Below are 23,968 nucleotides of genomic sequence, written 5' to 3'. Positions count from 1 at the left end.
GTTCAGGCGGGCAGCAGGCCCTTGCGGTCCTCGCGGAGCTGCTTGATCACCGACTGCCAGGACATTGCCCAGGACTGCACGTCGTCTCCGGACTGGCTTGTCATGAAACCGCGAATGATGCCGACGAGCACGGTGCGGTCGCCAACATGGGTGTACACCGGGCCTCCCGAATCGCCCTTGGCGATCACCGGACCGTTAAATCTGAACCAGCCGTTGCCAAGTCGGGTTACCGATCCACATGCATCGCCTGTGGTGAAGCCGGTGCGGCAGACCGGCATTCCAATATCGGGAGTAACCGTGTCATCGCGTTCGAGCCGTTGACCGTTGGCCATGACATCGTTGACGGGCAATCCGTCATCGATCGAGATCGCTTCGTAGTCGATGGTGTATTCGTTCTCGTAGACCGGGCCCTCAGGGGGACGGTTGTCGTGGGCGAGGATCTTGTGTCCTATCGCCGCGAAGTCCCCATTGCGAACGATCCCGTCGCCGTTGACGCAGTGCCCGGCCGTGATGCCCACCCGAAGCCCGGGATCGACGAACCCGAGCGTGCAGCTCAGCGAGCCCTGATAGATGAGCATGCCGGGATACACCAGCGGCGGGTCAGCATGAGCCGACGCGGGGTTGGCTACGGGAAGCGCGCACAACACAGCGACGATGGTCGTTATCCAGAAAAACGGGCGCATGAGGGCTAGGGGACAACCATTCTCGCGGGACCGGACGGGCGGTCATCGGAGGGCGCGGGAGGCAGGACCATCGGAGGCGCCTGTGGATTGGGCGGTGCCTGCGGATTAATGGCCACGGGGCTCGCGACCTCGGGGCGGCTCGCGGCCGCCGCAATGTCATTTCGGATCTGCTGTTGCACCGTGGGCCAGGACAACGCCACGGTGGACTCCCGACGGGTCTGATTGGCGGTGAAGCGCGCGCTCACGATGCCGACGATGGCGGCGTTGCCGGGAGAGGTGACGGTGTACACGGCACTACCGGAGTCGCCGTGGTCGGCGGGCAGGCCGTCGACGAGGAACCAGCCATTACCGAAACCGGCGATGGCACCGCACGCCTCGCCGGTGGTGATTCCCACCCGGCACACCGCCAGGCCATCGCGGGGAACGACTGCCGGGTCGACCCCGAGCCGCAGCCCGTTGGGCAGCACGTTGTTAATCGGCACGCCCTCGTCGAAGGCGATGCCCTCGTAGTCGATTCGGTAGTCATCGCGGGACAACGGTCCTTCGGGCTTGATGTTGGACTGGGCCACGGCGAGCTGACCGATGCGCACGCCGTCACTGGTGAACACCGGCCCATTGCCGCCACAGTGACCCGCGGTGACACCCACGCGCGCAGCAGGATCCACGAAGCCAAGGGTGCAGCTCAGTGATTCCTTACCGGGTGGGCGCTGGATGATCTCCATACCTGGATAAATCAGCGGGTCCGCATGTGCGGCAGCCGCGTTCGCGAGGCCAAGGCCGCACAACACGATGAGGGCCGCTGCCCACACCGTGAACCGTCCCCGCGGTTCGGTCCGTCGACCGTTGTCGCCGACACTGGTCACGCCGTAGCTCTCTGTCTGCCACGTTCACCGTCAATAAAGCCCCGACCAGTGTTAGGAGAGCACGCGGCACGACTCTCCGTGTCGCTACGAGCCTATGCGAATTGGTGGTGGACTGGCGGGGGAACCGTGCTCAGGTAATGGGTTGCCCTGGCAGCCCCTTCTTTTCTGTCTTTGCGATGCGAATGGGCGACAGCGTCCGGGAGGATTGCCAATACTCGCACATCATGCGCTGTTGAAGGTCATGCGCGCAGGATGAGAATTCGCCACTTGTGATGTATGAGGGGTCGCTCGAGTTTGCGCCGCGTGTCGACGAGCGAACGTCGATCCCGTCCGGCGGGACCACAGCTGCCCAGGCGTGCACCGTCCCGCGCGCTCATCGAGTCAGACATCGCTGGTCGGCGGTTCGGCGGGAACGTCTTCCGCCGGCTCGCGGGCGTTCTTGGGTGAGTCCGGTGGCATATCCGCGTGTCCCACCCGGTCGATATCGCTCTTGATCTGACGCCAAATTGCCCGCCAGGAGATCGCCATCGTTGCCCGCTGGCCCGTTGACTTGCTGGTTAGCACTTCGGTGGTAATCCCCACGATTGCCGCGCGGCCAGGCTGGGTGATGGCATAGACCGGACTGCCGGAGTCACCGTGGTCGGCGGGAAGCCCGTCGATGACCAAGAGGCTGTCAGTGGTCTCGAGGATGACCCCGCACGCTTCCCCGGTGGTGACACCGCTACGGCACACCGGCATGCCAATTGCCGGCACGATTTTTGGATTGGATTCCAGGACAAGGCCGTTGGGAAGCACGTTGTTGATTGGTATGTCCTCGTAAAAGGCAATGCCCTCGTAGTCGATGGGGGGTTGCTCGGCGAAGCTCTTGTCCTGCGGGGTGGGCTTGAAGTGTGCGATGTCCGCAGTGCCGACGCGGTTGCCGCTGTCGTCGTAGACTGGCCCGTCTGAGTCGAGTGCGCAATGCCCCGCGGTAAGCCCGATCCGAGCGCCTGGATCGACGAAGCCCAGTGTGCAACTCTGTGTGCCCTGGTTGATTCTCATGCCGGGATACACCAGCGGCGCGTCCGCGTGCGCGGTTGCGGCGGTGGGCACAGTCCATATCAGTGCTGCCGCCACCAGCAGGGCCGACGGAGCCGTCGCCGGTGGGAATCTGCCAGCAATACCGAACATTGGTAACCCCCTGTGTTTCGCCAAGCGCCTCAGTGCCAGTGAAGCAATTTTGACTCTTCTGAGTAATCTATGATCATCCACCCACCAGGTTTTGTCGGTGAGTTAGCAAATTCTCAATGAGATCACCAACTTTGTCAAAAGATCGGCGCCGCTGCAGAGGTGCTGAGCCCTGGCTAACGATCAGGGCCAACCGTCGGACGTTGATCGAGCAACTTGATCAGCCGCTTGGTGGCGATCAATCGGTAGGACGCATCGAGCAGCTCGGCGACCTCATCCCAGTCCACATCGGCGGTGCTGAAGTCGAGCCCCAGCCAGCCGTAGGGCCCCATGTACGCCGGGTAGTAGAAGCGCTCGTCCTGGAGGAGTGCGGGGCGCTCGGAATCATCCACCTTGACCAGCACGGAATACGGGTAGGCGATCATCTCGCCCTTGGCGTCTCCTTTGGCGTTGCCGCCGAACATCGCAAAGATCTTGCCGGCTTTGAAGACGGGCCGGCCCCAGGAGATCTGTTCGGCAGCCTCGGGTAGTGCGAGTGCCAACTGGCGAAGTTCCGTCAGGCCGGGATCGTCCTCGGTGAACATGATGGGATGCGTGCCCATGGGCCCATCGTAGGGTTCGGGGACTGTCGGGCGGGTGGGTTAGCCTGCCGATGTGGATCCTGACGTGCAGCGCCAGTGGCGTGAGCTTGCCGACGAGGTGCGTGGGCACCAGTTCCGCTACTACGTCAAGGACGCCCCGGTCGTCTCCGACGGCGAGTTCGATCGCCTCTTGAAGGAGCTTGAGGCGCTGGAAGCGCAGTATCCCGAGTTGCAGACCCCGGACTCACCCACGCAGCTGGTGGGTGGAGCAGGGTTTGTCACCGAATTCGGATCGGCTGACCACCTGGAGCGAATGCTCAGTCTGGACAACGCATTCAGTTCAGAGGAGTTGACGGCCTGGGATGCCCGCGTGCGCGGCGATATCGGGGAAGAACCGGAATACCTGTGCGAGCTGAAGATCGACGGGGTCGCACTTTCGTTGGTGTATGAGAACGGCGTGCTGGTGCGCGGCGCGACGCGCGGCGATGGCCGCAGCGGCGAGGATGTCACCCTGAACGCCAGGACCATCGAGGATGTACCGGAAAGGCTCACGGCCTCAAAGGAATACCCGATACCCGCACTCCTGGAGGTGCGTGGTGAGGTTTTCTTCCGGCTGGAGGATTTCGAGGCGTTGAATGCCTCGCTGGTGGAGGAGAGCAAGCCGCCGTTCGCCAATCCGCGCAACAGCGCCGCGGGCAGCCTGCGCCAGAAGAACCCGGCCATCACGGCCAGGCGGCGGCTGCGGATGATCTGCCATGGGCTTGGCCGCGCCGAGGGGTTCGCTCCGGAGAGCCTGCATGAGGCTTATTTGGCGTTGGGGCAGTGGGGATTACCTGTCTCTACCCACACCACCAAGGTGCGGGGCATTGCGCAGGTTCAGGAACGCGTCAACTATTGGGCCGAGCATCGCCATGATGTGGAACACGAGATCGACGGACTCGTCGTGAAGGTCGACACGGTGGCGCTGCAACGCCGCCTGGGCAGCACCTCGCGCGCACCGCGCTGGGCCATCGCCTACAAGTACCCGCCCGAGGAGGCGACCACCGAACTGCTCGACATCCGGGTGAGCGTGGGCCGGACCGGACGGGTTACCCCCTTCGCGTACATGACCCCCGTCAAGGTGGCCGGATCCACGGTGTCGTTGGCGACCCTGCACAACGCATCCGAGGTCAAACGCAAGGGCGTGTTGATCGGCGACACGGTGGTGATCCGTAAGGCCGGGGACGTCATCCCGGAAGTTCTGGGTCCGGTCGCCGATCTGCGGAACGGGTCCGAACGTGAATTCGTCATGCCCACAACCTGTCCCGAATGCGGCACCGTACTGGCTCATGAGAAGGAGGGTGACGCCGATATTCGTTGCCCGAATTCGCGAAGCTGCCCGGCCCAGCTGCGTGAGCGGGTATTCCACGTGGCGGGGCGTGGTGCCTTCGATATCGAGGCACTCGGTTATGAGGCGGCGATTGCCCTGCTTTCGGCAGGGGTCATCGAGGATGAGGGAGATCTGTTCAGCCTCACCGCCGAGGACCTGCTGCGCACCGACCTGTTCAAGACCAAGAATGGGTCATTGTCCGCCAACGGAAGTCGGCTGCTGGAGAACCTGGACAAGGCGAAACAGCAACAGCTGTGGCGTGTGTTGGTGGCGCTGTCGATCCGCCACGTCGGTCCGACGGCGGCGCGCGCGCTGGCCACCGAGTTCGGCGAATTGGAAGCCATCGAGGGAGCCTCTGTCGAACAGCTGGCCGCCGTCGAGGGTGTGGGTGCCACGATCGCCGCGGCGGTGGTGGATTGGTTCACCGTCGACTGGCATCGCGCCATCGTCGACAAGTGGCGCGCCGCGGGTGTTCGGATGGCCGATGAACGTGATGAGTCGATACCGCGCAATCTCGAAGGCTTGTCGATCGTCGTAACCGGTTCACTCCCAGGGTTTTCGCGTGATGAGGCGAAGGAGGCCATCATCGCCCGGGGCGGCAAGTCCGCGAGTTCGGTGTCCAAGAAGACGGCGTTCGTCGTCGTCGGTGATGCGCCGGGATCCAAGTACGACAAGGCCGTTGAGCTGGGCGTGACCATCCTCGACGAGGACGGCTTCCGGGCATTGCTGGCCGACGGGCCTCCCGCCGACTCGGCGTGAAACTGCCCCTAGGGTTTCGGCGGAACCGACAGATCGAATACTCGTAGGTCGCCGTAATCCTTTGAGGAGAAGTGGGTTTCGACCCACTTCTGGACATCATCGGCCACCCGCTTGGTGTCGCCGTCCTTCTGTGGTTGCGGTTTGTCCTGCTCCTTGTCTTTGTCCTTATCCTTGACGGATTCGGCATAGAACTGGACGGTGCCATCCTGCGTGTAATCGATGAACTGCTGCAGCGTGATGGGGTTGTCGCGGCCGGAGAATCCGCCGATCGCCATCACGGGTGCGTTGGTCTCCAACTGAATCGGAGCGGCGGTGCGGGTGTTGGTCGTCGCCACCGGCCATCTGGCGCCCGAATCCTTGATCAACGCGGCCAGAGCCGGATCCAGCGGCGTGGGTGCCTGGCCGCCGAACTTCTCCTCGTTGGCGATCGCCGGGCCGGACGTCGAGAGCCCCCCGACCTTCGGGGTGGTCACATTGGCGATGGTGAACGCGAGCGAGCCTCCCAATGAAACTGCAAGGGCCAGTGCGGCAATGGCATAGCGCAGGCGCGCGTTACGTTCGAGTGCGCCCAGGGCGAGGGCAACGGCCGCGACGATCCCGCCGATCAGCAGAAGCCAGCGCAGCCAGGGCAGCCAGGTCGGTATGCGCCGCAGTAGTACGAAGGCCATGACGGTGGCACTGAGCGTGAGCGCGCTCAGCCCGAACTTGCCGATGCGCTCGGACCGATGCCGCCACAACAGCACCGTGCCGATGGCCAGCGAACCGGCGATGGCAGGGGCCATGGCCGAGGTGTAGTAGGGGTGGAATTGTTTGGCCATGTAACTGAGGATCACGTAGTTGGACACCATCCAGGTGCCCCACAAAACCAGGCCTGCTCCCGCGGGATGGGTGGTGATGGTGCGCAGGCGGCCCAACCAGCCCGCGGTCTGCGGCGTCCTGCTGACGATGACAAGTCCGAGGATCAGCGCGGTGAACGCAGTGGGAAGCAGCCATGCGATGTGATCGGCCTGGGTGTCCTGGAACAGTCGGAAGATGCCCGGGGTGCCCGAGAACGAAGGACCACTTCCCCGGCCGCCGCCCATCCCGTTCGAGTTGTCACCGAGCAGGCGGTCCAGGCCGTTGTAACCAACCGCCAGCGTCCATTCACTGTTGTCGGTGGAGTTGTCGACGTAGGGGCGACTGGCTGCCGGGGTCAGCGCGACGGCGGCCATCCACCAACCCGATGCGGCCAAGAGGGCGCCGGCCGCACCCAGAAGATGCATAAGCGTTGTCTTCCAAGGCCATTTCGCGGACACCAGATAGGCCAGGAGCAGGGCCGGAGCCACGAGTAGACCTTCGAGTGTCTTGCACAGGAACGCGAACCCGATACCGACTCCGGCGAGCGCCAGCCAGCCGGCAGCACTGCGTGAGCGCTCGGAATCGATTGCACGCGTGGTGAAGTATGCGGCCACCACCATGCCAAACACCATGGGCGCGTCGGGATTGGAATGCCGGAACATCACCGAGACCACCGGGATGAGAGCGAACAGGGCCGCCGCGAGCAGGCCGGCACTCGGTCCGGCCTGCCGCCGTACCGTTGCGCGAATCAGTGCGGCGCTGACGATCGCGAGGATGGCCTGCGGGATCAGCATGCTGGCGCTGGAAAAACCAAAGATCCTGGCGGACAATCCCATCAACCACAAACCACCGGCGGGCTTGTCGACCGTCACGTAGTTCTGCGGATCGAAGCTCCCGAAGAACCAAGCCTTCCAGCTTTCACTGCCTGATTGCACGGCCGCCGCATAGAAGGTGTTGGACCACCCGTTGTGGCTGATGTCCCAGAGGTACACCACGGTGATCGTCAACAGAATGGCAGCGAAGATGAGCCGTTCACGAGTCTGGCTCATGGACGCGTCGATGTCAGTCACGCCAGTGAGTGTGCAGGGCGACTCAGGGAATTGGCTGTGCCGTTCCTGTGAACGGGCCGCTATCGCACCAAGGTGGCGACGATCCCCGCCAGATAGCCGAGGCGGGCCACCTCCGAGGGCCGAAACTCCGGGCCGCCGGGACGGCCGAGGACCACGGCGGTGTCGCTGGACCCCAGTGGCGCGGCGGCAAGCGTGGTGTCCATGTCCTTCCACAGCTGCGGCACCCATTCGGCAGCGGTTTCCAGGACTTGGGCCCGGCTCAGCGGTAGCCACGGGGCGGCGGTGGCCTGGGTTTCCGGGGCACCGGCGCTGCCCGCCACCCGAATGAAGCCACTGCCTTCCTGCCGCACCACCGTGCACCAGTTCGCGCGCAGCACGTGTGGGGCCTCCTGGGCGAGCACTTCCAGGCGGGCGGATGACGCGGCGGCGGCCACTCTGTCGATCAGTTCCAGCTCGCGGTGTGCCTCCAGCAGCCCGGTGTGCGGGCGGATGGAATGCACATGCACCCCGTTCAAGGCCTCGGCGGCGGTGATCAACGAGTCGGGCATGGAACCGGGTGGCAGGTCGATGACCAGGTCATCGATGGCATACCCGGGACCGCGCTCGACGACGTCGAGGGACAGGATGTCCGCACCTACCGTGCCGAGCGCGACGGCGACCGATCCCAGACTTCCGGGTCGGTCGGCAAGTTGTAAGCGCAGCAGATAGGACGGCACGTCCAACACTGTGGCACAGGTCAGGTACGGCCGCCCTCTAGGCTATCTAGCCGTGAGCGCCATATCCCGTGACGAGGTCGCGCACCTGGCCAGATTGGCCCGGCTTGCGCTGACCGACGCTGAGCTGGATGGATACGCGGGGCAACTCGACGCGATCCTCGGCCACGTCAGCCAGATCAGTGCCGTGTCCACCGATGAGCTCGACGAGGTCGATGCGACGAGTTCTCCGCTTGATGCGGTAAATGTCACACGCCCGGATGTGATCGCCGACTGCCTGACCCCTGATGAGGCGCTGGCGCAGGCTCCTCGGGTGGCCGAGGGGCGTTTCGCGGTTCCGCAGATCCTGGGAGAAGAAGAGTGACCGACCTGATCAGGCAGGATGCTGCATCGCTGGCGACGCTGATTCATTCCGGCGAAGTGTCATCCGTTGAGGTGACGCGTGCGCATCTGGATCAGATCGCCAGTACCGACGAGACCTACCGCGCATTCCTGCACGTGGCGGGGGAGCAGGCCCTTGCCGCCGCCAAGGATGCCGACGACGCCATCGCACGTGGCGATCAGCCCGCATCGGCCCTGGCCGGTGTTCCCCTGGCGCTCAAGGACGTCTTCACCACCCGGGACATGCCGACCACGTGTGGGTCGAAGATTCTGGAGAACTGGGTTCCGCCCTACGACGCGACGGTGACCGCTCGGCTGCGTGAGGCCGGGATCCCGATCCTGGGCAAGACGAACATGGACGAGTTCGCGATGGGCTCCTCCACGGAGAACTCCGCGTACGGCCCCACCCGCAATCCGTGGGACACCGAGCGCGTGCCGGGTGGCTCGGGCGGCGGTAGCGCGGCCGCGCTGGCCGCCTTCCAGGCACCGCTGGCCATCGGTACCGACACCGGCGGCTCCATCCGTCAGCCCGCGGCTCTCACCGCCACCGTCGGGGTCAAGCCCACCTATGGCACCGTGTCGCGGTACGGCCTGGTCGCCTGCGCGTCATCGCTGGATCAGGGTGGACCTTGTGCACGTACGGTTTTGGATACCGCACTGCTGCACCAGGTAATCGCCGGACATGACCCGCGCGACTCCACCTCGGTCGACGAACCGGTCCCCGATGTGGTGGCCGCTGCTCGTGCCGGGGCTGCCGGCGACCTCAAGGGCGTACGCGTCGGTGTGGTCTCACAGTTGCGTGGTGACGGGTACCAGCCGGGTGTGATGGCGTCTTTCGATGCGGCCGTCGAGCAGCTCACCGCGTTGGGTGCCGACGTGGTGGAGGTGTCCTGTCCGCACTTCGAATACGCACTTCCGGCGTACTACCTGATCCTGCCGTCGGAGGTGTCCTCCAACCTGGCTCGGTTCGATGCCATGCGGTACGGGATGCGCGTCGGCGACGACGGAACGCACAGCGCCGAGGAAGTCATGGCGCTCACCCGGGCCGCGGGCTTTGGCCCAGAGGTCAAGCGGCGCATCATGATCGGCACCTATGCGCTATCGGCTGGGTACTACGACGCCTATTACGGCCGGGCACAGAAGGTGCGCACCCTGATCAAACGCGACCTGGAGCAGGCCTACGAACAGGTTGATGTGCTGGTCACCCCGGCGACGCCCACGACCGCGTTCCGGTTGGGGGAGAAGGTCGACGACCCGCTGGCCATGTACCAGTTCGACCTGTGCACGCTGCCGCTGAATCTGGCCGGGCATTGCGGAATGTCGGTGCCCTCGGGACTATCGGCCGACGACGGGCTGCCGGTGGGTCTGCAGATCATGGCGCCCGCCCTCGCCGACGACCGGCTGTATCGGGTCGGGGCGGCGTATGAGACGGCGCGGGGGCCGCTGCCGTCCGCACTGTAGAGATTCACAGGCAATTAGTAGGGATCCGGCCCTTCCGGGGCAGCAAGAGCTGTCATATTTGCATATATGCATATGATGGCCTGGTGCAGTGGTGCAGTGATCGCCGTCAGCGTGGTGGCAGCGGTGCCGGCGGCGTTGGTGATTTCGCAATCTGTTCCCGCGACGCCGCAGACGAAGATCCAGTGCTCAGTGCAGACCGATACCACCTGCGATCACTCCGGCGATCCTCATCTGACGGCGCGACCGAACCCCGGCAACATGGTGCCGCGGGCGACCATCCCGCAGACAAAGACACGCCCCAGCACAGTCTTGCCGCGAGCGTGACCGGCATGACGAGGATGTCGATACGTCGGATGGCCGCGGCCGGTGCATGCGCGGCCGTTCTGGCTGGAGTGGTGGTGACGAGCCGCATCGAGGCCCCGCAGGCGGTAGTGCAGGTGAAACCGGCCGCGTGCAGCGGATCGACGGAGCCCGACTGTCTCGCTCCCGGCGACAATCACTTGTCATCGGCGCCTGATCCGGGGAACGCGCCACCGCAGGCCACCATCGTGACAACCAGGCCAGGCCCCACGGCAGTGCGCCCGGGGCGGTGACCACCCGCGGCGGGAGCTAGGTTGGCATCCGTGGCAGCGGCGCCGAAGCGAGTGCAAGTCAACAGCGGCATTGTTGAAGGCTTTGTGCGGCGTGGAATGCGCCGTTTCCGGGGAATCCCCTATGCCGAGCCGCCGGTAGGGCCGCTGCGGCTTAAGGCGCCGCGTCCCGTGCAGCCCTGGGAGGGCGTCCGGCGCTGCACGAGATTCGGTGCGGTGCCCTACCAGCCCAAGGTGTTCACCCCGCAGAAACGTCGCAGCGAGAACTGTCTGACACTCAACGTGGTGACGCCGGAGGAACTACCCGACGGTCCGTTACCGGTGATGTTCTACATCTACGGCGGTGGGTATTTCCTCGGTGCCAGTGCCTCGCCTCCCTACGAGGGATCGATACTGGCGCGTCGCGGATGCGTCTATGTATCGGCCAACTATCGCGTGGGGGCGCTGGGCGCCTTCGACCTGTCCTCGCTGTCCGACGCCGAGCACGTCATCGAAAGCAACGTGTACCTGCGTGATCTCGTGCTGGCCCTGCGGTGGGTTCGCGACAATGTCCGGGCCTTCGGCGGAGATCCGGACAATGTGACCATCTTCGGCGAGAGTGCCGGCGCCAGCGCCGTCGAGACGCTGATGGCCACCCCCGCCGCTGCGGGGTTGTTCCACCGCGCGATCATCCAAAGCACCGCCAGTGGCCTGGCCGCCGGCGCCGATACGATCGCGCATGAGGCCCGGCGATTCGCCGAACTGCTTGGGGCTGGCCCTGATAACGCTGCCGAGACGGTCATGAACGCCTCGCCCCGGCAGCTCCTGCGTGCACAGCGCAAGTTGATCGCCGAGGGTGGATTTCCCTTCGGGCCTTCGGTCGATGGCGACTACTTGCCGAGCGCTCCCGTCGATGCCGTCGAACGCGGTGATGCGCAACGAGTTCCGCTGATCATCGGAAGTAACGCCGATGAAGCCAGGCTTTTCACCAAGGCCATCAAGGTGATGCCGTTATCCGAAGCCGAACAGCTGGAGATTCTTGCGCGCGGAGGCCCTGGGTATCTCGAGCGGATTGTTGACGCCTACCCGGGATATCCATCGAAGGAAGCCCGGTTGCGGCTGGCTGGAGACATGTTCTTTACCTCTTCGGTGTGGCGGATCGCCCGGGCGCATCAGCAATTCGCACCGGTTTACGTGTACCAGTTCGACTACGCGCCCTGGCCCGTGCGGGCCGCCGGCCTGAACGGCTCGCATGCCACCGAGCTGCTCGCGGTCTTCGGCAATTACCGTGGTCCGGCCGGACCGCTCTTGGCGGGGAGCTTTACTCATCGTGATGCCTCGCGGGTGGTCGACGATGTGCAAGAGCGCTGGGTGGCGTTCGCGCGCAACGGTGTTCCGAGCGAGGACTGGCCGACATACCGAGGACCGGACTGGCCGGTGATGGTCTTCGACCGTGTGACATGCGTCGAGAAGAACCTCGGCGTCGATCGCCGTGATGTGTGGGCGGGGTTCACGCTGAGCGCCCCGCAGCGTCCACCGAAGGCGTCGTAGCGCTGCCGCCCGGCCATGTCACGGGCATGATGGGGCCTATGCGTATCGGAGTGCTTACCGGTGGCGGCGACTGTCCCGGGCTGAACGCCGTCATCAGGGCGGTCGTACGGACCTGTGCCAACCGCTACGACTCGCAGGTCGTGGGATTTCAGGACGGCTGGCGGGGTCTGTTGGAGAACAGGCGCATCCAGCTGGCCAACGACGACCGCAACGACCGGCTGCTGACCAAGGGCGGCACGGTGCTGGGCACCGCCCGCACCAATCCTGACAAGCTGCGTGCCGGGCTGGACCAGATCAAGCAGACCCTCGACGACAACGGGATCGATGTGCTGATCCCGATCGGTGGGGAGGGCACGCTCACCGCCGCGAGCTGGCTCGCCGACGAGAATGTCCCCGTGGTCGGGGTGCCCAAGACGATCGATAACGACATCGATTGCACCGATGTCACTTTCGGGTTCGATACCGCGCTGACCATCGCCACCGACGCCATCGATCGGTTGCACAGCACGGCCGAATCGCATCAGCGCGTCATGCTGGTGGAAGTGATGGGCAGGCACGCGGGCTGGATCGCCCTGCACTCCGGACTGGCTTCCGGCGCGCACATGACATTGATTCCCGAAGTGCCGTACGACGTGGAAGAGGTGTGTCGACTCATCAAAGGCCGCTTCCAGCGTGGGGATTCGCATTTCATCTGTGTGGTGGCAGAGGGCGCCAAGCCGGCCGAGGGCTCAATGGAGTTACGCGACGGCGGAATTGACGAGTTCGGGCATCAGCGGTTTACCGGAGTGGCGCAGCAGCTGGGTGTGGAAATCGAGAAGCGCATCAACAAGGAGGTGCGCACCACCGTGCTGGGCCATGTGCAGCGCGGCGGCACCCCGACACCGTTCGACAGGGTGCTCGCCACCCGATTCGGAGTGAACGCCGCGGATGCCGCCCATGCCGGTGAGTACGGGGTGATGGTGTCGTTGCGGGGCCAGGACATCGGACGGGTGCCCCTGTCCGAGGCCACCCGTCATCTCAAGCTGGTCCCCAAAAACCGCTACGAGGACGCTGCGGCTTTCTTCGGCTGATCGGGCAGGTTCGCCGAGCGCATACCTGGTGTGGATGATTCACGCGATTCACCTCCGTGCGGTATGCGCTCGACGGAGGGGCCTGTTGGGTAGGGCCAGCTCAGCCCTCGGGCGGCAAAGCCGACCTATTAGGATCGCAGCATGACAGAACTGCTGGACTACGACGATGTGCTGACCCGATACGAGCCGGTGCTCGGCATGGAGGTCCACGTCGAACTGTCCACGGCCACCAAGATGTTCTGCGGCTGCCCCACCACATTCGGCGCGGAGCCGAACACCCAGATCTGCCCCGTCTGTCTGGGGCTGCCGGGCTCGTTGCCGGTGGTCAACGAGAAGGCCGTCGAATCGGCCATCCGTATCGGGCTGGCGCTGAATTGTGAGATCGCCCCGTGGGGCCGGTTCGCCCGCAAGAACTACTTCTACCCGGACCAGCCGAAGAACTACCAGATCTCTCAGTACGACGAGCCGATCGCGTTCAACGGGTACCTGGACGTCCCGCTCGAAGACGGGACCACCTGGCGGGTGCAGATCGAGCGCGCCCACATGGAGGAAGACACCGGCAAGCTGACGCATATCGGCAGCGAGACCGGCCGCATCTCCGGGGCCACCGAATCCCTGCTCGACTACAACCGGGCGGGCGTGCCGCTTGTCGAGATCGTCACCAAGCCCATCGAGGGCACCGGGGAACGTGCTCCGGAGATCGCCCGCGCCTACGTCACGGCGCTGCGGGACCTGTTGCGCGCGTTGGACGTTTCCGATGTGCGCATGGATCACGGGTCCATGCGCTGCGATGCGAATGTGTCGCTGATGCCCACCGGCGCCGACGAGTTCGGCACCCGCACCGAGACCAAGAACGTCAACTCACTCAAGAGCGTCGAAGTAGCGGTGCGCTACGAGATGCGCCGTCAGGCAGCTGTTCTGGATGCGGGTGAGGACGTCATTCAGGAAACCCGGCACTTCCTGGAGCAGGACGGCTCGACCAGTGCGGGGCGCCGCAAGGAGACGGCCGAGGACTACCGCTACTTCCCGGAGCCCGATCTGGAACCCGTCGCGCCCAGCAGTGAGCTGATCGAGCGGCTACGCGGCACCCTGCCGGAGCTGCCCTGGCTGCGGTTGGGGCGCATCCAGCAGGAATGGGGCGTCTCCGATGAGGTGATGCGCGACCTGGTGAACAACGGCGCCGTCGAACTCGTACAGGCCACCGTCGTCGAGGGGGCCAGCAGCGAGGAGGCGCGTTCGTGGTGGGGCAACTACCTCGTGCAGCAAGCCAATTCGCGCGAGGTCGAGCTGGCTGAGCTTCCCATCACGCCAAAGCAGGTGGCCGCTGTGGCCGCGTTGATCAACGACGGCAAGCTGTCCAACAAGTTGGCGCGCCAGGTGGTCGACGGTGTGCTGGCCGGAGAGGGCGAGCCCGAGCAGGTGATGACCGCCCGCGGGTTGACCGTGGTGCGCGACGATTCGGTGATCCAGGCCGCCGTCGATGAGGCACTGGCGGCCAACCCCGATGTCGCGCAGAAGATCCGCGACGGCAAGGTGGCAGCCGCGGGCGCCATCGTCGGCGCGGTGATGAAGGCCACCCGGGGACAAGCGGATGCCGCGCTGGTCAAGGATCTGGTGCTGAAGGCCTGCGGCCAGGCGTAATCACACGCTGACTGTCGACTTCTCGCGACAAAGTGCGAGTGAGCACTGCGAAAAGTCGACAGTCGGCGAGGAATTAGTCCAGGTCGTCGTTGGCGCGGGGGAATCCGCCGCCCTTCGGGAACAGTGGGAACACCACGTCCTCGGTGGGGGTGGCGGTACCGAAGTCCTTGTTGATGGAACCGCCCCAGACGTTCCCGTCGGCCGAGAGCTTGAGCGCGCGCACGTGACCGTGCTGCTCTTTCTGGCGGAGCACTTCGGGATCGCCGGTGACCGCGCCGGTCTCCGGGTTCTGGCGCACTACGACGGTGGTCTGGTTGAAGACCAGGTTGACCATCACCGAGCTGTCCAACGCGGCGCATCCTGCGACCCCGGGTTTGTCGGGCCAGGTCCAGACTGTCGTGATCTTGCCGTCCTTGGTCAGCTTTTGTAGCCGGTCGCCGACGGGGGAGCGGTCGGTGACGTACAGCGCGCCGTTGGCGGCGTCCACGCACATCGCTCCGCCGTCGCCGAGGCCGCTGATGGCGGTGGTCGGTGCGGCCTGGTCGATGGTGGTCGGCTGTTCGATGCGGATCACCTTGCCGGCCAGCGAGTTCGGATCATTGGCTGCGGCCGGATTACCGCCGGTGCCGGTCTGGACCACCAGCGTGGTGGGGCTGATGAACGCCAGCGATCCGGCATTACCGTTGGGGCCCTTCGGAATTCCAGTGAGAATGTCCTTGGGCACATCGCCGTCGGCGATGCGGATCACCCGGTTGTCGGTGGGGGTACTGATGTAGGCGTACATCAGCCGGTCCTGCTGGTATGAGGGCGAGAGCACGATATCGGACAGTCCACCGTCCCCGGAGGGGTCGACGGGGATGGTTGTCTTCACCTTCGGCTCGGCGCTCGTCGCGATCTCTTTGACGGCACCCGTCGCCCGCTCGGCGACCAAAGCGGTCTTGCCATCGCTGCCCATGATGAGGCCGCTGGTGGCTTCCAGGCATCCCTGCATCACGCCGTCGGCGGCGCACTGCTTGGGAAACGGTTTACCCGGCAACGGTGGCGGCGGGGTGGTCGTGGTCTGGGCAATCCCGCGGCTGGGGACCTCGGTGAACGGCTGATCCTGGGTGGGATCGAACCGCACGCAACCCGAGAGCAGGGTCACCGTCCCGGCCAACGCCGCCACCGAACCGACAAACAGTCTTCTCCCCGATGGCTCATTGGTCGGTCCCGTCGTGGGATTTGGCCGGATGTCGCCGGCCCTGCGGCTCCGGCAGCGAATGAGCATGCCCGCAAGATTACGGACCTTACGGCGTTGCTCGCCACATTCAGGCCTCCAATGGACTTACTCTTGGGCCGTGACCGGTCATTCGGACGATCCGCAGGTGTGGCGTAAGCCGCCCGAACTGGTCGACCCTGAAGACGATGTGCCGTCGGCCACCTATGGCGGCGATTTCGAGACCACGGCAATCCCGCATTACCAGGGGGAAAAGCTGACGAGCTCCCACGACGTGAAAGAGGTTGGACCGTTGTACGATCCAGCGCCGCTGCCCTATGCCGAACCTGCCACCACCCAGATATCTTCCGAGGCGGTGCAGGCGCGACATGCCGCGCCGTGGGGCACCCAAGACCCGACGGGCGACCGTCGCGGCACCCAAGATCTTGGACTGTTGTTGCTGCGTGTCGGCGTGGGCGCGGTGCTCATCGCGCACGGATTGCGCAAGGTTTTCGGCTGGTGGGGCGGCACCGGCCTCAATGGTTTCGAATCGACGCTGACTGATCGCGGCTTCAAGTACGCCGACATCCTTACTTATGTCGGTGTCACCGCAGAGCTCGGCGCCGGGGTACTGCTGATTCTCGGTCTGCTGACGCCGCTGGCGGGGGCGGCCGGGCTGGCCTTCATGGTCAATGTGCTGCTGTCCGACATGGTGTCCGACAAGGCGAACCGGTACGCGATCTTTTGGCCCGACGGGCACGAGTTCGAGCTGTTGATGATCGTCGCGCTCATCGCGGTCATCCTCGTAGGCCCTGGTCGGTACGGGTTTGACGCCGGAAGGGGCTGGGCCCGCAGGCCGTTTGTGGGCTCCTTCGCCGCGCTGCTGCTGGGCCTGGGTGCCGCGGCTGCCATCTGGGTGTTCCTCAACGGAACGAACCCGCTCGCTTAGATCACCCACTCTCGCCGACACGTGATATTTGGTGTCGGCGACAGAAGTGCGGCGTAAACCCTGGTTTCGGCGGCGGTTTGGTGCGCCGATGCGGCGACGGCATTGTTGCCGAATCCGGTGCAAAACCGATATTTCATGACGAATTCCGCTCTTGATGGGCGAAATGTCAACGGAAAACGTATTCTGCTCGCAGTCCGCCAAGCGAGGAGACGCGTATGAGCTCAGATAACCCCGTCGAGAGCAAGGGGCTCAAGGGCGGCGCGATGGGGCTGCTGTCCAGCGTTGTCGTCGGGCTGGCGTCCACGGCACCGGCCTACAGCCTGGCCGCCACCCTGGGGCTGATCGTCGCCAGCGGCGGCGCCCTGCTCGCCGGAGTCAAGGCGCCCGCCATTGTGCTGATCTCGTTCATCCCGATTTATCTGATCGCGGTGGCCTATCAGGAACTGAACAAGGCCGAACCGGACTGCGGGACCACGTTCACCTGGGCGTCGCGCACCTTCGGGCCGATCGTCGGATGGCTGGGTGGCTGGGGGATCATCGCCGCGGACGTCATCGTGATGGCCAACCTGGCCCAGATCGCGGGCGCCTATTCGTTCACCTTCGTCGGCGACCTGGGCTGGTCGGCGGCAGCCAGTCTGGCTGACAGCACCCTGTGGTCCACAGTGGCGGGCGTTCTGTGGATCGTGATCATGACATATATCTGCTACCGCGGTATCGAAGTCTCGGTGCGCTTGCAGTACGGACTCTTGCTGGTCGAGATGGTTGTTCTGGTCGTCGTCTCGATCATCGCGTTGATCAAGGTCTACACCCATAACGCCGAGGCCTACTCGCTGCTGCCGTCCTTGTCCTGGTTCTGGCCCGGGGGCTTGGACTTCGGCACCGTGATCGCACCGGCAGTACTGACGACGATCTTCATCTACTGGGGCTGGGATACCGCGGTGGCCTGCAATGAGGAGTCCGATGACCCCGGACGTACGCCCGGGCGCGCCGCGGTGCTGTCCACCTTCCTGTTGCTGGCCACCTACGCGCTGGTCAGTGTGGCCGCGGTGGCCTTCGCGGGAGTCGGCACGGAGGGGATAGGCCTGGGTAATCAGGAGAATGCGGCGGATGTGTTCGCGGCTATCGGTCCCGAACTGTTCGGTGACAGCTTCCTTGGACATGTGGGGATGCTCTTGCTCTCCGCCTCCATCCTGACGTCGGCCTCGGCCTGCACCCAGACCACGATCCTGCCGACGGCCCGCACGACCCTGTCGATGGGTGTCTACAAGGCCCTACCGGAATCGTTCGCCTCGATCCACCGCACGTACCTGACGCCGACCACCTCCACCGTGGCGATGGGTGCGGTCTCGATCGCGTGCTACGTGCTCTTTACGATCATCAGCACCAACCTGCTGACCGCGCTGATCGGATCGGTCGGCCTGATGATTGCTTTCTACTACGGGCTCACCGGCTTCGCGTGTGTGTGGTTTTACCGTCGGACACTCACACAGAGTGCTCGCAATTTCATGATGCGAGGTGCGATCCCGTTGCTCGGTGGAATCGCGCTGACGGTCATCTTCGCTTACGGACTGATTCAGTACGCCAAGCCCGACTGGCTCATCGATGACGCCGGTAACAACGTCACCGTCTTCGGATACGGAGCTGTGGCGGTGGTCGGTATCGGCGCGCTGGTGCTCGGCGTTGTTGTGATGCTGCTGTGGCGGGTGGCCGCGCCGCCGTTCTTCCTGGGGGAGACGTTGCCGCGGCGCAGCGCCGATCTGGTGCTGGCTCCGGCCGGGGCCACCGCCCACTTCGGAGTGCCCGATGCGGTCGAGGCGCAACAGACCGTCATCGCCGGCGATCTGTCCAACCTCCCCGAGGGTGAGGTCGCGGTGAATCCGCAGACGGGTGAGGAGTTCACCAAGGATTAGAGCGAGGCCAATGCCGCCTCGGCTGCCGCGGCGGCGTCGTAGTCGGGTATCCAATCACCGGCCAGGATCGCGGTGAGTCCGGCGGCTTGCTCCTGGGCGCTGAGATCGGTGGCGCGGTAGATCGCGCCCGCTTGGCGTGCGTTCTGCTGAATACGGCTTGTGCGGTCGCGCCGCAGGGACTCGTACAAGGCCAGCCGCTGGGGGACATCGGCTACCGAAGCGCCCGCGAGAACGGTGGCGAGTACGACCGCGTCCTCGATCGCCATGTTCGCACCCTGGCCCAGATGCGGGGTCACCGGGTGCGCGGCGTCGCCGAGAAGGGTGATGCGGTCAGTTGACCATCGGCCCAACGACTTTCGATCGTAAAGTCCCCACCGGAAGGTTTCTGGAAGTGCGTCGATAATGGCCGGAACGGGGTGTGCCCAATCCGCGAATTCCGCCGCGAGGGCCCGCACATCACCCGGTGCCGTCCACGATTCCTCGGCATCGAGATCGGTGGCCGTGAAGGCCACGATGTTCAGCAACCGTCCTCGGGAGACCGGATAGATGAGGAAACTGCGTCCAGGGCCGAGCCACATCTGCATCCGCTGGAGGTCGACGGAGTCGTCGAGGCGTTCGACGGGAATCAAACCGCGGTAGGCCATGATGCCCTCGCTGGACAGCTCAACGGGGCCTGCGACCACCTGCTGCACCGCCGAGTGGATGCCATCGGCACCGACGACGATGTCGGCGTGCTCCTCGGAGCCGTCGGCGAAGACGATGCGGGCCCCGTCGGCGGTTTCGATCACGTCCTGGCAGGGGCGCCCGAGGTGGACGGTCCCGGCGGGTAGTGCGCCCAGCAGCGCCTGCTGTAGTTCGCCGCGGTGTACGGGCAGGGAGGTCACCGGGCGTCCCGGGGTGACCGACGGCCACGCAGGCGGCACCGGGACATCTTCTCCGTGCCAGGTGCTCCACACGGTGCGTTCGATATGGGTGCCGACCTCCCGTACCCGATCGCCAAGGCCCACGGCATCGAGTGCGTGCTGGCCGTTGTTCGCGACGACGACGCCCGCGCCCACCTCGCGCAGTTCGTGCGCCTTCTCGTAGACGATGACGTCGATACCGTTGGCGCGCAATGCCGCTGCTGCGGTGAGCCCACCGATTCCGGCGCCGATGATCGCTACACGCATGTTCGTGTCCTTTCGTTGGCTTCGACAATAACGTTAGCATGCTAACTATTGTTATGCTAACCCTTAGACTGTCGGGGTGCCAGGACAACCGAGCGGAAACAGTGCCCGTGAGATCGAAGAGCTGGTGGCGGCCACGGACGCGCTGTACTTCGCGATGCGCCGGGGGCGAACGTCGCCCGCGGGGACGCAGGCGGGTATGAGTCGCTCGCAGCTCGAGCTGCTGGCACCGCTGCTGGACCGGGAATCGATGTCGGTGAGTCAGCTGGCCGGGACGGCGGGAGTGGCGGTGCCGACGGCCACGCGCGCGCTCAAGCAGTTAGAAGAACGGGGTGTGGTCGAACGCACCCGCTCGGCATCGGATGACCGGTTGGTCCTGGTGGGCTTGACCACCGCCGGGCGTACGAGGGTGGTCAACGCGCAGGTGGCCTTTCGGGCACGGCAGCACGCGGTCTTCGCCGAATTGGCGGGTGCCGACCGCCGTGCGATGACCACGAGCCTTACCCGGCTCGCGGCGCTCATCAACGACAACTTGGACGCGCGGCCCTAACGTTTCGCGAAAATAGTTCGGTGCCAGTCCTTTTCGGCGGTACCGGTGATATCGCTCATCACATGCTTGATGGTCAGATACTCCTCAAGGGAGTAGTCGGACATGTCCTTGCCGAAGCCGGACGCGCCGAATCCGCCGTGCGGCATCTCGCTGACGATGGGGATGTGGTCGTTGATCCATACGCAACCCGCCTTGATCTGCCGCGAGGCCCGCTGCGCGCGGTAGACATCGCGCGTCCACGCCGAGGCGGCAAGGCCATAGGCGGTGTCGTTCGCCTGCCGCAGTGCGTCGTCGTCATCGGAGAACGCGCGCACGGTGAGTACCGGACCGAAGATCTCGTCGCGGTAGGCCTCGGATGTCTCCGCGACGTCGGCGATCAGGGTGGGCCGGTAGAAGAATCCCGGCAGATCGGGTGAGCTTGCACCGCTGACGATTCGGCCGCCCTGGGCAGGGGCGCGGTCCACGATGCTCGCCACCCTGGCGCGATGGGGGGCCGAAATCAGCGGTCCGATATCGGTGTTCGGATCCAAGGGATCGCCGACGACGATCTTGTTCATCACCTCGCCGACTCCGGCGACGAAGTCGTCGTACAGATCGCGGGCGACGATCGCCCGGGTCGCGGCCGTGCAGTCCTGGCCGGAGTTGATGATCGCGCCGGCGACCGCGCCCTGAATGGCGGCGTCCAGGTCGGCGTCGTCGAACACCACGAAGGGTGCCTTACCGCCGAGCTCCAGCTGTGTTCGATGCCCATGAACGGCGGCCGCGGCCATTACCTTCCGGCCCACAGTGGTGGATCCGGTGAAGGTCACCAAATCCACATCGGGGTGGCCCGCGAGGGTGCTGCCCACGTCATCGCCGCGTCCGGTGACGACGTTGAGCACGCCATCGGGCAGCCCGGCCTCGGTGGCCAGGCGTGCCAGCGTGAGTGTGGTCAGCGGTGTCAGCTCGCTGGGCTTGATCACCACCGTGCACCCTGCCGCCAGTGCGGGCAGCACCTTCCACACCGCCATCTGCAGCGGGTAGTTCCACGGGGTGATGGTGGCGACCACCCCGGCGGCCTCGCGCCGGATGCTGGAGGTGTGGTCGGGGGAGTATTCGGCCGTGGCCTTACCGTCCAGATGTCTTGCGGCACCCGCGAAAAACTCGACATTGTCGATGCTGCCGGGCACATCGAACTCCGATGCCAGGCGCACCGGTTTACCCGTCTGGGAGACCTCCTCGGACACCAGCGTGTCGGCGTTGGCCGCCATGGCGGCGGCCAGTTTGGCCAGGACAGCGGCACGGTCGGCGGGGGTTGAGCAGGCCCAGCCGGGCCCCGCGGCCCTGGCTGCCGCCACTGCCGCATCGGCGTCGTCGGGGGTCGCCAGGCTTAGTTCGGCGACGGTTGTCCCGGTCGCGGGGTTGATCACGCGATGCGTATCGCCGCGGGTTGTGACGAGGCGGCCATTGATCCAGCTGCTTGGTGCGCTCACCTGGCCACGGTATCGAAGATCGGTGCTTTAAGCCACGGATTCCATCGTCAATAGTCCGCTCTTAACGGTAATTCGTCGTAAAACGTTGCAATAGATGACGGAATCCGTGCACAATCGAGCTCGTGACCAACACGAAACGACGTCTGTTGCGGGTCGCCGATCCGGGTAACGGCTCGGCAGCATTCCAGCTCGATGAGGCTTCCAAAGCGATTGTCGAGGAGCTTCAGCAGGATGGGCGGCGCCCATACGCGACCATCGGTAAGTCGGTGGGCCTCTCGGAGGCGGCGGTGCGTCAACGGGTCCAACGCATGATCGACGCCGGCGTCATGCAGATCGTGGCGGTCACCGATCCCATGCAGCTGGGGTTCGCGCGCCAGGCCATGATCGGCATCAAATGCTCCGGTGACACCACCGAGGTGGCCGACCGGCTCGCGGAGCTGGAGGCGGTCGACTACGTGGTGCTCACTGCCGGAACCTTCGACGCGATCGTCGAGGTGGTCTGCGAGGACGACGACGACCTGTTGGTTCTGCTGAACAAGCAGATTCGTGCCGTGCCCGGGGTGACCTCCACGGAAACCCTGGTTTATCTGAAACTAGTGAAACAACAATACAATTGGGGTACACGGTGACAACCGTCGATGTAGCACACGAGATCTCCGGCGACCTGCAGGAAAAGGCGTCCCGCCATCTGTGGGGCCACTTCGCCCGCCACGGTGAGGGCATATCGCCGCCCATCATCACGCGCGGTGAGGGCGTGCGGATCTGGGATGACCGCGGTAAGAGTTATCTCGACGGTCTTTCGGGATTGTTCGTCGTGCAGGCCGGGCACGGCCGCACCGAACTGGCGGAGGCCGCCGCCCGGCAAGCCGAGAAGCTCGCGTTCTTCCCGCTGTGGTCCTACGCCACCCCGACCGCGATCGAGCTGGCCGATCGCATCGCCGGGTACGCCCCGGGCGACCTGAACCGCGTCTTCTTCACCACGGGCGGGGGAGAAGCGGTGGAAAGCGCGTGGAAGCTGGCCAAACAGTTCTTCAAGCTGACCGGTAAACCTGGTAAGCACAAGGTGATTTCGCGCGCCATCGCGTATCACGGAACCCCGCAGGGCGCTCTGGCCATCACCGGTCTGCCGGCGTTCAAGGCACCCTTCGAACCGCTGACCCCGGGCGGGTTCCGCGCACCGAACACCAACTTCTATCGGGCCCCGGAGGCATACGCCCACGATCCCAAGGCGTTCGGGCGTTACTGTGCCGACCGGATCGCCGAGGCGATCGAATTCGAGGGACCCGACACGGTCGCGGCGGTCTTCCTCGAACCTGTGCAGAACGCGGGCGGTTGCTTCCCGCCCCCGCCGGGCTACTTCGAGCGGGTACGGGAAATCTGCGACGAGTACGACGTGCTGCTGGTGTCCGACGAGGTGATCTGTGCCTTCGGCCGTATCGGATCGATGTTCGCCTGCGAGGATTTCGGGTACCAGCCGGACATCATCACCTGCGCCAAGGGCATGACCTCTGGCTACTCGCCGATCGGGGCGATGATCGCCACGGACCGTCTGTTCGAGCCGTTCAACGACGGTAAAACCACTTTCCCGCACGGATATACCTTTGGCGGACATCCTGTTTCGGCGGCGGTGGCTCTTGCCAACCTCGATATCTTCGAACGGGAGGGCCTCAACGATCGGGTGCATGAGAACGCCCCGGTGTTCCGGGCCACCCTGGAGAAACTCCACGACCTGCCGATCGTCGGTGACGTGCGCGGTGAGGGGTACTTCTACGGAATCGAATTGGTCAAGGACAAGACGACCAAGGAGACGTTCAGCGGCGAGGAGAGCGAGCGGCTGCTGCGCGGCTTCCTGTCTGCTGCGCTCTGGGATGCGGGTCTGTACTGTCGCGCCGACGACCGCGGCGACCCGGTGATTCAGCTTGCACCGCCGCTGATTTCGGGGAAGCAGGAGTTCGATGCGATCGAGCAGATCCTGCGCGGGGTGCTCACCGAGGCGTGGGCGCGGTTATAG

22 protein-coding genes are annotated in these 23,968 nt (G+C 64.9%); 13 read left to right on the top strand and 9 right to left on the bottom strand.

The window, feature by feature from the left end:
* Positions 1 to 2: 2 nt before the first annotated feature.
* From RHO23_RS12270 to RHO23_RS12255, 4 genes are all read right to left on the bottom strand, one after another.
* Positions 3 to 683 (bottom strand): hypothetical protein, encoded by a 681-nt coding sequence (locus RHO23_RS12270; RefSeq protein ID WP_057966953.1) that lies wholly within the window; start codon positions 681 to 683, stop codon positions 3 to 5.
* A 5-nt stretch (positions 684 to 688) separates the two neighbouring features.
* The gene (locus RHO23_RS12265) at positions 689 to 1,546 is read right to left on the bottom strand and encodes a hypothetical protein (protein ID WP_064409241.1); all 858 of its coding nucleotides are present in this window, start codon (positions 1,544 to 1,546) and stop codon (positions 689 to 691) included.
* A gap of 381 nt (positions 1,547 to 1,927) precedes the next feature.
* The gene (locus RHO23_RS12260) at positions 1,928 to 2,716 is read right to left on the bottom strand and encodes a hypothetical protein (protein ID WP_423489135.1); all 789 of its coding nucleotides are present in this window, start codon (positions 2,714 to 2,716) and stop codon (positions 1,928 to 1,930) included.
* A 173-nt stretch (positions 2,717 to 2,889) separates the two neighbouring features.
* Entirely contained in the window at positions 2,890 to 3,315 is a 426-nt protein-coding gene (locus RHO23_RS12255) for an MmcQ/YjbR family DNA-binding protein (protein WP_046254274.1), read from the bottom strand.
* 52 nt (positions 3,316 to 3,367) lie between these two features.
* On the opposite strand from RHO23_RS12255, the gene ligA reads away from it, so the two are divergent.
* Complete coding sequence (gene ligA, locus RHO23_RS12250) at positions 3,368 to 5,422, top strand: NAD-dependent DNA ligase LigA (RefSeq protein WP_046254273.1); 2,055 nt, start codon at positions 3,368 to 3,370, stop codon at positions 5,420 to 5,422.
* 8 nt (positions 5,423 to 5,430) lie between these two features.
* Here ligA and RHO23_RS12245 read toward each other — a convergent pair whose 3' ends face one another.
* A complete protein-coding gene (locus RHO23_RS12245) occupies positions 5,431 to 7,308 on the bottom strand; it encodes an ArnT family glycosyltransferase (RefSeq protein ID WP_423489223.1) in 1,878 nt (625 codons plus the stop codon).
* 80 nt (positions 7,309 to 7,388) lie between these two features.
* Positions 7,389 to 8,054, bottom strand: a complete 666-nt coding sequence (locus tag RHO23_RS12240) for an amino acid-binding protein (RefSeq protein ID WP_030094136.1) — start codon at positions 8,052 to 8,054, stop codon at positions 7,389 to 7,391.
* Between the two features lie 43 nt (positions 8,055 to 8,097).
* On the opposite strand from RHO23_RS12240, the gene gatC reads away from it, so the two are divergent.
* The 7 genes from gatC to gatB all read left to right on the top strand — a co-directional run bounded on the left by gatC (position 8,098) and on the right by gatB (position 14,715).
* On the top strand, positions 8,098 to 8,406 hold the full coding sequence (gatC, locus tag RHO23_RS12235) for an Asp-tRNA(Asn)/Glu-tRNA(Gln) amidotransferase subunit GatC (RefSeq protein WP_030094135.1): 309 nt from the start codon (positions 8,098 to 8,100) through the stop codon (positions 8,404 to 8,406).
* Entirely contained in the window at positions 8,403 to 9,884 is a 1,482-nt protein-coding gene (gatA, locus tag RHO23_RS12230; protein ID WP_057966959.1) for an Asp-tRNA(Asn)/Glu-tRNA(Gln) amidotransferase subunit GatA, read from the top strand. The genes gatC and gatA overlap by 4 nt, the downstream gene beginning before the upstream one ends.
* A 96-nt stretch (positions 9,885 to 9,980) precedes the next feature.
* Entirely contained in the window at positions 9,981 to 10,208 is a 228-nt protein-coding gene (locus RHO23_RS12225; protein ID WP_225421945.1) for a hypothetical protein, read from the top strand.
* A gap of 5 nt (positions 10,209 to 10,213) precedes the next feature.
* A complete protein-coding gene (locus RHO23_RS12220) occupies positions 10,214 to 10,477 on the top strand; it encodes a hypothetical protein (RefSeq protein ID WP_131822829.1) in 264 nt (87 codons plus the stop codon).
* 30 nt (positions 10,478 to 10,507) lie between these two features.
* Complete coding sequence (locus RHO23_RS12215) at positions 10,508 to 12,004, top strand: carboxylesterase/lipase family protein (protein WP_423489134.1); 1,497 nt, start codon at positions 10,508 to 10,510, stop codon at positions 12,002 to 12,004.
* 38 nt (positions 12,005 to 12,042) lie between these two features.
* Positions 12,043 to 13,074, top strand: a complete 1,032-nt coding sequence (locus tag RHO23_RS12210; protein WP_030094131.1) for an ATP-dependent 6-phosphofructokinase — start codon at positions 12,043 to 12,045, stop codon at positions 13,072 to 13,074.
* 141 nt (positions 13,075 to 13,215) lie between these two features.
* Positions 13,216 to 14,715, top strand: a complete 1,500-nt coding sequence (gatB, locus tag RHO23_RS12205; protein WP_423489133.1) for an Asp-tRNA(Asn)/Glu-tRNA(Gln) amidotransferase subunit GatB — start codon at positions 13,216 to 13,218, stop codon at positions 14,713 to 14,715.
* A gap of 73 nt (positions 14,716 to 14,788) precedes the next feature.
* Here gatB and RHO23_RS12200 read toward each other — a convergent pair whose 3' ends face one another.
* On the bottom strand, positions 14,789 to 15,982 hold the full coding sequence (locus RHO23_RS12200) for a PQQ-dependent sugar dehydrogenase (protein WP_075908782.1): 1,194 nt from the start codon (positions 15,980 to 15,982) through the stop codon (positions 14,789 to 14,791).
* Positions 15,983 to 16,052: 70 nt separating this feature from the next.
* Here RHO23_RS12200 and RHO23_RS12195 point away from each other — a divergent pair, with 70 nt between their 5' ends.
* Entirely contained in the window at positions 16,053 to 16,859 is an 807-nt protein-coding gene (locus tag RHO23_RS12195; RefSeq protein WP_030094128.1) for a DoxX family protein, read from the top strand.
* A gap of 215 nt (positions 16,860 to 17,074) precedes the next feature.
* A complete protein-coding gene (locus RHO23_RS12190) occupies positions 17,075 to 18,769 on the top strand; it encodes an APC family permease (RefSeq protein ID WP_070920205.1) in 1,695 nt (564 codons plus the stop codon).
* Here RHO23_RS12190 and RHO23_RS12185 read toward each other — a convergent pair.
* A complete protein-coding gene (locus RHO23_RS12185; protein ID WP_423489132.1) occupies positions 18,766 to 19,938 on the bottom strand; it encodes an FAD-dependent monooxygenase in 1,173 nt (390 codons plus the stop codon). The genes RHO23_RS12190 and RHO23_RS12185 overlap by 4 nt on opposite strands.
* Before the next feature lie 76 nt (positions 19,939 to 20,014).
* On the opposite strand from RHO23_RS12185, the gene RHO23_RS12180 reads away from it, so the two are divergent.
* Positions 20,015 to 20,485, top strand: a complete 471-nt coding sequence (locus tag RHO23_RS12180; protein ID WP_064393521.1) for a MarR family winged helix-turn-helix transcriptional regulator — start codon at positions 20,015 to 20,017, stop codon at positions 20,483 to 20,485.
* On the opposite strand, the gene RHO23_RS12175 is transcribed toward RHO23_RS12180, so the two are convergent.
* Complete coding sequence (locus tag RHO23_RS12175) at positions 20,482 to 21,957, bottom strand: gamma-aminobutyraldehyde dehydrogenase (RefSeq protein WP_423489131.1); 1,476 nt, start codon at positions 21,955 to 21,957, stop codon at positions 20,482 to 20,484. The two genes, RHO23_RS12180 and RHO23_RS12175, sit on opposite strands and share 4 nt — an antisense overlap.
* 122 nt (positions 21,958 to 22,079) lie before the next feature.
* Between RHO23_RS12175 and RHO23_RS12170 the strand changes: the two genes are divergently transcribed.
* Together RHO23_RS12170 and RHO23_RS12165 are read left to right on the top strand one after the other, a co-directional pair.
* Positions 22,080 to 22,586, top strand: a complete 507-nt coding sequence (locus tag RHO23_RS12170) for an Lrp/AsnC family transcriptional regulator (RefSeq protein ID WP_030094123.1) — start codon at positions 22,080 to 22,082, stop codon at positions 22,584 to 22,586.
* On the top strand, positions 22,583 to 23,968 hold the full coding sequence (locus RHO23_RS12165) for an aspartate aminotransferase family protein (RefSeq protein WP_030094122.1): 1,386 nt from the start codon (positions 22,583 to 22,585) through the stop codon (positions 23,966 to 23,968). The genes RHO23_RS12170 and RHO23_RS12165 overlap by 4 nt, the downstream gene beginning before the upstream one ends.

The organism is Mycobacteroides sp. PCS013 (assembly GCF_049532645.1).
GTDB lineage: Bacteria > Actinomycetota > Actinomycetes > Mycobacteriales > Mycobacteriaceae > Mycobacterium > Mycobacterium gwanakae.
This window is presented reverse-complemented; position numbering and strand designations above follow the sequence as displayed.